Here is a 5,990-nt window from a genome sequence, read left to right as displayed (position 1 = left end):
ATTATCAACTCTCAATATCCCAAACCTATTATTGTTAGCCAAAAGATGATTTTAAATTTTTTAAAAGCAGAGTGAAAGTGCGATTTAATTTACAAGATTTTTAATTTAAAATCCTCACCATTCTCACTCTCTGCCCTTTATCTCACACATTTTCTACGATTTTCTATATTTTTTCAATTTTTCTATAAAATTAAGTTTATTTTAAGTAATTAATGTGTAATATTTCAATTCCTAAAGCGGAACGAGCTTTAAAAACTTGTAAACTTCCTTTTTAAAATGAATACATTTTACTAAGTTTTGTTTAATGATTTTGAAGATAGTTTTATAATTTAGGTTGTTCTTTTACTAAATAAAATTGTTTTTTATGTGAAGTAAAACTTACTTGACATCATTATATTTTATTTTGGTAGTGATCTTTGAAATCTAAGCAAGAGATTTAAGTTTTTTTATATAGATTATTTTGTTTTACAAATCAATCAGTTTTAATTTTAATTAAAGCTTTTTTAAGACTTAAACTCTTAGTGTTATTTATACAACTCTGTTTATACTTTTATAAAAGTCTAAACTTGTGATAAGAGCTAAGAGTTCAGGAAAAATTTTTCCATTTTTTTATGGAGAGTTTGATCCTGGCTCAGAGTGAACGCTGGCGGCGTGCCTAATACATGCAAGTCGAACGATGAAACTTTTAGCTTGCTAGAAGTGGATTAGTGGCGCACGGGTGAGTAATGCATAGGTTATGTGCCCCATAGTCTGGGATAGCCACTGGAAACGGTGATTAATACTAGATACTCCCTACGGGGGAAAGTTTTTCGCTATGGGATCAGCCTATGTCCTATCAGCTTGTTGGTGAGGTAATGGCTCACCAAGGCTATGACGGGTATCCGGCCTGAGAGGGTGATCGGACACACTGGAACTGAGACACGGTCCAGACTCCTACGGGAGGCAGCAGTAGGGAATATTGCTCAATGGGCGAAAGCCTGAAGCAGCAACGCCGCGTGGAGGATGAAGGTTTTAGGATTGTAAACTCCTTTTCTAAGAGAAGATTATGACGGTATCTTAGGAATAAGCACCGGCTAACTCCGTGCCAGCAGCCGCGGTAATACGGAGGGTGCAAGCGTTACTCGGAATCACTGGGCGTAAAGAGCGCGTAGGCGGAGTAATAAGTCAGATGTGAAATCCTGTAGCTTAACTACAGAACTGCATTTGAAACTATTACTCTAGAGTGTGGGAGAGGTAGGTGGAATTCTTGGTGTAGGGGTAAAATCCGTAGAGATCAAGAGGAATACTCATTGCGAAGGCGACCTGCTGGAACACTACTGACGCTGATGCGCGAAAGCGTGGGGAGCAAACAGGATTAGATACCCTGGTAGTCCACGCCCTAAACGATGAATGCTAGTTGTTGGGGTGCTTGTCACTCCAGTAATGCAGTTAACACATTAAGCATTCCGCCTGGGGAGTACGGTCGCAAGATTAAAACTCAAAGGAATAGACGGGGACCCGCACAAGCGGTGGAGCATGTGGTTTAATTCGAAGATACGCGAAGAACCTTACCTAGGCTTGACATTGATAGAATCTGCTAGAGATAGCGGAGTGTCTAGTTTACTAGACCTTGAAAACAGGTGCTGCACGGCTGTCGTCAGCTCGTGTCGTGAGATGTTGGGTTAAGTCCCGCAACGAGCGCAACCCTCGTCCTTAGTTGCTAGCAGTTCGGCTGAGCACTCTAAGGAGACTGCCTTCGTAAGGAGGAGGAAGGTGAGGACGACGTCAAGTCATCATGGCCCTTACGCCTAGGGCTACACACGTGCTACAATGGGGTGTACAAAGAGAAGCAATACCGCGAGGTGGAGCAAATCTCAAAAACATCTCTCAGTTCGGATTGTAGTCTGCAACTCGACTACATGAAGCTGGAATCGCTAGTAATCGTGAATCAGCTATGTCACGGTGAATACGTTCCCGGGTCTTGTACTCACCGCCCGTCACACCATGGGAGTTGTATTCGCCTTAAGCCGGGATGCTAAACTGGCTACCGTCCACGGCGGATGCAGCGACTGGGGTGAAGTCGTAACAAGGTAACCGTAGGTGAACCTGCGGTTGGATCACCTCCTTTCTAGAGATATAGTTAAGATATTCGTTTATCTTAATGTTAATTAGAAAAATAATAGGGTATAAAAGAAATTTAACTCTTGCTTAGTTTTCAGAGATTAAGATCAAATTGAAATATAGTCATTGTAGGGGCTTATAGCTCAGGTGGTTAGAGCGCACCCCTGATAAGGGTGAGGTCAGAGGTTCAAGTCCTCTTAAGCCCACCATTTATTAGATAAGGGGAATTAGCTCAGCTGGGAGAGCGCCTGCTTTGCACGCAGGAGGTCAGCGGTTCGATCCCGCTATTCTCCACCATAGTTTTAGTTTAATGTAAGTTCTATATAAATCAGAGATGAATTTGATATAATAGCATTTACATTAGGCTAAGCCTAAGTGTTTTTTAAATTAATATTGTTAAGCCTATGAAATAGTAATAAGACTACAATTACCTCTGTTTTTATTGAATATACATTCAATAAGGCAGTGATAACTTTAGAATACTTATATATTTTATCCATACTTTAAAAGCATATTAAGATACTTTGTAAGATCTTATGTGAAAATAAGCTTTTAAGGGCAGATGGTGGATGCCTTGGAAGAGAGAGGCGATGAAGGACGTACTAGACTGCGATAAGCTACGGGGAGCTGTCAAGAAGCTTTGATCCGTAGATTTCCGAATGGGGCAACCCAACTAGCAATAGCTAGTTACCTTAAATGGAGCGAACCTAGCGAAGTGAAACATCTCAGTAGCTAGAGGAAAAGAAATCAAACGAGATTCTCTTAGTAGCGGCGAGCGAACGGGGAAGAGGGCAAACCGAATGCTTGCATTCGGGGTTGAGGACTGCAATATCCACTTGTATTATTTAGTAGAATTACCTGGAAAGGTAAGCGACACAGGGTGATAGCCCCGTATACGAAAAGTAATACATAGGTAGCAGGATCCAGAGTAGGCCAGGACACGTGAAATCCGGGCTGAAGCCGGGGAGACCACTCTCCAACCCTAAATACTACTCTCTTACCGATAGTGCACAAGTACCGTGAGGGAAAGGTGAAAAGAACCGCAGTGAGCGGAGTGAAATAGAACCTGAAACCATCTGCCTACAATCATTCAGAGCCCTATGATTTATCAGGGTGATGGACTGCCTTTTGCATAATGATCCTGCGAGTTGTGGTATCTGGCAAGGTTAAGCAAACGCGAAGCCGTAGCGAAAGCGAGTCTGAAAGGGCGCTTAGTCAGATGCTGCAGACCCGAAGCTGAGTGATCTATCCATGGCCAAGTTGAAGTAAGTGTAATAGCTTATGGAGGACTGAACTCGTACCCATTGAAACGGGTTGGGATGAGCTGTGGATAGGGGTGAAAGGCCAAACAAACTCAGTGATAGCTGGTTCTCTTCGAAATATATTTAGGTATAGCCTCAAGTAATAGTAATAGGGGGTAGAGCTCTGATTGGGCTAGGGCTGCTCACCGCGGTACCAAACCCTGTCAAACTTCGAATACCTATTACCGTATCTTGGGAGTCAGGCGGTGGGTGATAAAATCAATCGTCGAAAGGGGAACAACCCAGACTAGCAAATAAGGTCCCTAAGTTCTATTCTAAGTGGAAAAAGATGTGGAGTTACTTAGACAACCAGGAGGTTGGCTTAGAAGCAGCCATCCTTTAAAGAAAGCGTAACAGCTCACTGGTCTAGTGATTCTGCGCTGAAAATATAACGGGGCTAAGATAGACACCGAATTTCTAGATTGTGCTTGCACAGTGGTAGAAGAGCGTTCGTATCAGCGTTGAAGGTATACCGGTAAGGAGTGCTGGAGCGATGCGAAGTGAGCATGCAGGAATGAGTAGCGATAAAATATGTGGGAATCATATTCGCCGTAAATCTAAGGTTTCCTACGCTATGCTCGTCATCGTAGGGTTAGTCGGGTCCTAAGACAAGTCAGAAATGGGTAGTCGATGGCAAATGGGTTAATATTCCCATACCAACCATTGTGTGCGATGGGGGGACGCATAGGGTTAAGTGCGCTAACTGATGGAATAGTTAGTTTAAGGGTGTAAGTTGGGAGATAGGAAAATCCGCTCCTGTATCACAAGCCTGATGAGCTCTTTGAAATCTTCGGATGGATTTGAGTGTCACTGATACCGTCGTGCCAAGAAAAGCCTCTAAGTTTAGCAATGGTTGCCCGTACCGTAAACCGACACAGGTAGATGAGATGAGTATTCTAAGGCGCGTGAAAGAACTCTGGTTAAGGAACTCTGCAAACTAGCACCGTAAGTTCGCGATAAGGTGTGCCTACGCAAGTAGGTCTCAGCAAAGAGTCCCTCCCGACTGTTTACCAAAAACACAGCACTTTGCAAACTCGTAAGAGGAAGTATAAGGTGTGACGCCTGCCCGGTGCTCGAAGGTTAAGAGGATTAGTCAGCAGCAATGTGAAGCTTTGAATTGAAGCCCGAGTAAACGGCGGCCGTAACTATAACGGTCCTAAGGTAGCGAAATTCCTTGTCGGTTAAATACCGACCTGCATGAATGGCGTAACGAGATGGGAGCTGTCTCAACCAGGGATTCAGTGAAATTGTAGTGGAGGTGAAAATTCCTCCTACCCGCGGCAAGACGGAAAGACCCCGTGGACCTTTACTACAGCTTGGCACTGCCGATGGGAGCATTATGCGCAGGATAGGTGGGAGGCTTTGAAATCTTCACTCTGGTGGAGATGGAGCCATCCTTGAGATACCACCCTTAATGTTTCTGTCTGCTAACTGGCTTGAGTTATCCTCAAGCAGGACAATGCCTGGTGGGTAGTTTGACTGGGGCGGTCGCCTCCTAAAAAGTAACGGAGGCTTGCAAAGGTTGGCTCATTGCGGTTGGAAATCGCAAGTTGAGTGTAATGGCATAAGCCAGCCTGACTGTAAGACAAACAAGTCGAGCAGAGACGAAAGTCGGTCATAGTGATCCGGTGGTTCTGTGTGGAAGGGCCATCGCTCAAAGGATAAAAGGTACCCCGGGGATAACAGGCTGATCTCCCCCAAGAGCTCACATCGACGGGGAGGTTTGGCACCTCGATGTCGGCTCATCGCATCCTGGGGCTGGAGCAGGTCCCAAGGGTATGGCTGTTCGCCATTTAAAGCGGTACGCGAGCTGGGTTCAGAACGTCGTGAGACAGTTCGGTCCCTATCTGCCGTGGGCGTAGGAAAGTTGAGGAGAGCTGTCCCTAGTACGAGAGGACCGGGATGGACATGCCACTAGTGTACCAGTTGTTCTGCCAAGGGCATCGCTGGGTAGCTACGCATGGATGTGATAACCGCTGAAAGCATCTAAGCGGGAAGCCAACTCCAAGATTAACTTTCCCTTAAGGTCGCAAGAAGACTACTTGCTTGATAGGTTGGGTGTGTAAGTGTAGTAATACATTTAGCTGACCAATACTAATAGACCGTTTGGCTTATTTTTATGTGATAAATGATAAGTATTTGTTATCACTGCCTTATTGAGTGTATAAGTCTTATTACTTTTGGCTTGATATTTGAGATTTCTTTGAGTATCCTAGGAAGATGGAATTAAGAACAAATAGTTTGTTTTTAATTCCCTTTTCCTTGTGTCTATAGAGAGAAGGAAACACCCAGCTCCATTCCGAACCTGGAAGTTAAGCTTCTCTTCGCTGATGATACTGCACCTTTCAGGTGTGGAAATGTAGGTCGATGCAGGGTTAGGGAAATCTTCTTATTTCTTTTATAGAATACACTTTCATTCTTATTATTTATTTTTTGTAATATTGTTTAAGTTTTTAGATTATGTTAAAAGACAAGACTTTTATAAATACTGTTTGATAGTGCAATATAATGTTAACTAATATTCTTTAGATTGATTTAATTTTATTAATAGTGTAGATGGTTAGTAAAAATTTTAAAAAAGACAACTAA

The 5,990-nt window shown here is 43.3% G+C and carries 2 tRNA genes and 3 rRNA genes; all 5 read left to right on the top strand.

The window, feature by feature from the left end:
• Positions 1–608 precede the first annotated feature (608 nt).
• The 5 genes from LW133_RS07330 (at position 609) to rrf (ending at position 5,777) form a co-directional block, all read left to right on the top strand.
• Positions 609–2,107: ribosomal RNA gene (locus tag LW133_RS07330) — 16S ribosomal RNA — on the top strand.
• Between the two features lie 125 nt (positions 2,108–2,232).
• A tRNA-Ile gene (locus LW133_RS07325) sits at positions 2,233–2,309 on the top strand.
• A 12-nt stretch (positions 2,310–2,321) separates the two neighbouring features.
• A tRNA-Ala gene (locus tag LW133_RS07320) sits at positions 2,322–2,397 on the top strand.
• 245 nt (positions 2,398–2,642) lie between these two features.
• Positions 2,643–5,520 (top strand): 23S ribosomal RNA (locus LW133_RS07315).
• Between the two features lie 141 nt (positions 5,521–5,661).
• A 5S ribosomal RNA gene (gene rrf / locus LW133_RS07310) occupies positions 5,662–5,777 on the top strand.
• Together the 16S, 23S and 5S rRNA genes with 2 tRNA genes alongside form the textbook arrangement of a ribosomal RNA operon.
• Positions 5,778–5,990 lie beyond the last annotated feature (213 nt).

The organism is Helicobacter anatolicus, assembly GCF_021300615.1.
Taxonomy (GTDB): domain Bacteria; phylum Campylobacterota; class Campylobacteria; order Campylobacterales; family Helicobacteraceae; genus Helicobacter_H; species Helicobacter_H anatolicus.
Note: the sequence above shows the minus strand (reverse complement) of the source record. Positions and strands in the feature narration are given on the sequence as shown.